The organism is Phormidium sp. CCY1219 (genome assembly GCF_055795085.1).
Genome location: NZ_JAYFEQ010000414.1, coordinates 1 through 4,277 on the forward strand (window position 1 = coordinate 1; position 4,277 = coordinate 4,277).

4 protein-coding genes are annotated in these 4,277 nt (G+C 51.5%); 1 reads left to right on the forward strand and 3 read right to left on the reverse strand.

Translation table 11 applies throughout. The features are described from left to right. Both AC0QH1_RS09245 and aroA read right to left on the reverse strand, forming a co-directional pair. On the reverse strand, positions 1–143 hold a 143-nt coding region (locus tag AC0QH1_RS09245), incomplete at its 3' end, for an RRXRR domain-containing protein (RefSeq protein WP_324630277.1). Positions 144–509: 366 nt separating this feature from the next. After that, the gene (aroA, locus tag AC0QH1_RS09250) at positions 510–1,895 is read right to left on the reverse strand and encodes a 3-phosphoshikimate 1-carboxyvinyltransferase (protein WP_324630782.1); all 1,386 of its coding nucleotides are present in this window, start codon (positions 1,893–1,895) and stop codon (positions 510–512) included. A gap of 157 nt (positions 1,896–2,052) precedes the next feature. Between aroA and AC0QH1_RS09255 the strand changes: the two genes are divergently transcribed. Next, entirely contained in the window at positions 2,053–2,544 is a 492-nt protein-coding gene (locus AC0QH1_RS09255; protein ID WP_324630784.1) for a hypothetical protein, read from the forward strand. A 98-nt stretch (positions 2,545–2,642) separates the two neighbouring features. On the opposite strand, the gene AC0QH1_RS09260 is transcribed toward AC0QH1_RS09255, so the two are convergent. Next, a complete protein-coding gene (locus AC0QH1_RS09260) occupies positions 2,643–4,205 on the reverse strand; it encodes a serine/threonine protein kinase (RefSeq protein WP_324630783.1) in 1,563 nt (520 codons plus the stop codon). Positions 4,206–4,277: the final 72 nt, after the last annotated feature.

The window sequence follows — 4,277 nt, forward strand, 5'->3', positions numbered from 1 at the left end:
TCGGCAGCTAATCGGACATAATACAAGCCTGCATCATTCCAATGGGAAGTTGCTTTTCCTTCCTTTACCCAACGACGTGCCCGCGATGCTTTTGTCGGCATTGCAGGGGAACCGTCTGGATTTTGAACTGGCACTCTAATCATGGAGATAATCCTATTAGAAATAGTTGCCTGTCCCTACGACCACCAAAAACGTTGTGTCCTGGAATAATCCAGTGCCTTCACCCAAGAAGACCAACAAATAGTCCGGGCTAGGGAAATACCCAGAGGTGTTATCGTTTTTGGCTGCATGGTAAGCGCCAACTCTTAGTTAGAGGTTGGGCCCTCCAAGCTGCGTGGCTTCAGCCCGCAGAAGTTGACTGGAGGGGAATTTAAACCTTAGAGCGGCGAGGGGGTCGGTTCAATATTAGACCACTGAACCAGAAACCGGGTTTGGCGAGTCTAATAGGTTGCGAATCGATCGCGATTTTACGAAAAAACCCGGTGTCTTACCTCTACTCAACCGATTGTCTAGGTTTTACTGGCTTCTTGAGCGGGAATTTTGCCCGGATCGCCACAGAGATTTTGCAGGGTGGGGACAAAATCGGGGTAGGAGATAGCAGCGGCTTCGGCATGGTGAATGGTAGTGGTGCCGGTGGCGTTGAGGGCGGCGATCGCCACACTCATCGCCACGCGATGATCGTCATGGCTGTCCGCATCGGTGCCGGTTAAAGCGCTGCCGCCGGAAATTTCCAACCCGTCGGGCAATTCTGTTACCTTAGCACCCATTTTAGTTAAAACGCTAGCCATCACTGCAAGGCGATCGCTTTCTTTCACTCGTAATTCAGCCGCATCGCGAATCACCGTTTTTCCCTTGGCAAATGCCGCCGCCACGGCTAAAATCGGGATTTCATCGATGGCGCGCGGAATCATTTCCCCGGAAAGCAGACACCCTTGCAAGGAAGAGTGTCGCACCCGGATATCCGCCACGGGTTCGCCGGCGATCGTGCGTTGGTTTTCCAATTGAATATCCGCTTCCATCATCGCCAGGGCGTCTAAAATCCCGGTGCGGGTAGGATTGACGCCCACATTTTCGATGGTTAATTCCGAACCGGGCACGATCGCCGCCGCCACTAACCAAAAAGCGGCAGAACTGATATCCCCGGGTACCACCACCAATTGGCCGGTCAGCTGCGCCGGACCGGTGAGGGTGACGCTTTTGCTCTCGCGATCGGTGACAATATCCGCGCCAAAGGCTTTCAGCATTCGCTCGCTGTGATCCCGAGACAGGGCCGGTTCGGTAACGGTGGTGTCACCTTCTGCCATTAAAGCGGCAAGCAGGATACAAGACTTAACCTGAGCTGAGGCGACCGGTGAGCGATAATGGATGGGATGGAGGGGTTGACCTTGAATCGCTAAAGGTGCTACTCTGCCGCGATCGCGCCCCCAGATTTGGGCACCCATTTGCTGTAACGGTTGCACCACCCGGGACATGGGCCGCGATCGCAGGGATTTGTCCCCAGTCACCGCAAAAAATCGATCGGGATGACTGGCAAGAATTCCTAGCATCAGTCGCATGGTGGTGCCAGAGTTCCCCGCATCTAAAATATCCATCGGCTCGCTTAAGTTACCCACCCCCACCCCGCGAACCTTCACCTGTTGTTCGTTCAGTTCGCTAATCTGCGCGCCCAACGCTTGAAAGCAGCCTGCACTGCTGCGGGGGTCTTCGCCCAGTAGCAGTCCCTCAATGGTGGTTTCACCAGTGGCGATCGCACCGAGCATCAAGGCGCGGTGCGAAATCGACTTATCTCCCGGTACCCGGATCCGACCTCGCAATGCTACCCCGTCGGGGGGTCTTTGAACGATCAATTGTTGCTCGGATTCGGTAGTTGTGACATTTACGATAGAGGTAGGCATTGGGCTAGACTGTGATGGGACTGTTCAATGCAATCGTACACCGATTGTGGGAGGACGCGGTGCCGTTTTGGCTGCTTGGCACCCGACGCGCGATCGCTCCCTCATGTCCGGTCCAACCGCTCCTGACAGAACTTTTGAATTTTATCGTTGCGATCTCATGTTGACCCATCGCCGCAAACCTGTAAGCCTTTCTTTAATTTCTACGGACCTCCCGGTTTGGTCTGTGGTGGAAACCGCCGGTACGCTCTATCAAAAAGACCGCGACCGATTTCATTTGCTCTTGAGCGAACCGGCTATTCGAGACCTAGAATTCTCTCCTGGCGCTCCGGAGGTGGCAACTTTACCTACTGCTGCTAAATCTCGACTCTTGTGGCTCGAGATTTCTCCTTACCGCGTGATTATGACGATGCAAGGAAATGGCAATTTTAGTTATCGTCACCTCTGGGAGCGCTGCATGTATGGCGTTAGCCGTTATTGGCTCCAAAATGACGGCTTGCAGGGCAACGGACAGTTGCGAATGCGAAATTATACCCGGCGCTTGCGTCTCATCGGTCGCCCGGTTCCGGAACATTTGCGTTTAGAATACGAATTGTGGTCGCAAAATCTTCAATTAGGTCGCTACATTTTAAATTTAGAAATTCATCATTAATTCGCTTAAGTTGTGATTTTCTAAAATATCACCCTTCATTATGACCGCACAAGTCCTGAGAATTACGCGGGAACGAACGAAGGGTGAAAGGTTCTTATTTATTTCAAACAGTAGCTTTTGATTTCATTGGCTACTGTATCTGCATTTTTTGCAGCTTTATTGGCGAGCTTTCCTGCAGATTCTGCTTTTTTTCTTGCTTCTTTTACTTGGTCTAAGCCCGCTTTGCTCACTGGGGCAGCATCCACTACTGCGATCGCTTCTCCCATTTCCCGAAAGGCTTGACTCAATTGCTCGTAGCTTTCACCCAACCTTGTGGGAAACGGTTTGAGCGTTGCATCAGATAACTCGATATCCAGTACCTTGGTGGAAATTTTTTCCAACTGAGTTGCTAACGCAACCGCGTCATCCGCATCTGTGCCTTCTAATTTTTTGACTTCTTTCCCGCCTCGGTCAATTGCGGCTATCAATTTGTGACACTGATAGCTTTTGCTCAGAGTGCTGCTGATGAATAAAAAACCCATCCCGGCTAAAAAACCGACTACCCCGGCAACGCCAAACAGTTTCCCCTTTTTCAGCAGTGACTCTCGATCCCATTTGAGCTTTGCTGCCACCGGCGTTTTCTCTGTTGGCTCCATTGCTTGGGATTGGCTTTCGCTTCCCCCATCCAGGGGGGGCAAACTTACCCCGGCAGTGGATGGGGTAGGGATTTCAAGCGCCGCGCCGTTCTCGGGAGTTGGCTCACTCAGCGACTTTGGCTGTTGTAAACTGTGGGTCAGTTGTTCTAACTGCTGCAAAATCTCGGTGGCGGTTTTGGGACGCTGACTGAGGGAAGGAGCCATGAGGCGATCGAGGAATGCTGCCAGTTCCTCGGATATGTGAGGCGCGCGGTGTCGCCAATGAAACTCGGAGGTTTCCGCGTTCCAAAAGCTCAGGGGTGGAGTGCCGGTGAGTAAATACGCAAAGGTGCGCCCCAAGGCAAAAAAATCTGATTGCACCACGGCTTCATGTTTGAGTTGTTCTGGAGGAGTGTAACCGGGGGAGTGAATTCCCGTAAGGGGGGTCGAATCCTCCTGGGTTTTCATGTAGCTGGCAATCACTTGCCTTGCTGCCCCAAAATCAATTAACACCAGTTGTCCGTTGGAGGACATTACGATATTGCTTGGCTTGATATTGAGGTGAAAGTAAGGAAGTTGATGGAGTTTTTGCAGGATTTCTAGGATCTGTTTTAACCAGGTTAAAGCCAATGCTTCGCAGAGGGGTTGACCATCGCGTTTTTTCAGCCACTCTTCGAGGTTTAGTCCCTCTATTTTATCCACCACGAGGCCATGCAGGGGCTTTTTGCCCTCTAGGGGGACAAAGGTAAAGTAACCGGCATGTTCGACTTGGGGAATTCCGGGATGGTTGAGTTGTCCTAACAGGAGCGCTTGTTGTTGAAATAATGCGACGGCTACTGGCTCGTCGATTTGGAGAATTTTTAAAATTTTGCTCTGGTTGTGTTTGCAGATTTCAAATGTGGTTTCGTAGCTGTTGTGGCTGAGCTTTTGAGTTGCACGATAGCATCCGCCGAGAAGCAAATCGGAGCCGCAGTGGAAACAATATTGATTGTTCTCGTTTAGGGGGTCGGCAGGGTTGGGGCACTCAGGATTAAGGCAGTAACTCATCAGAAATTAGGGTTGGTAAGGGGGAGAACGGAAACCCTCGTCATTTATGCGTAGGGAGGAGTTCTCCCCCCT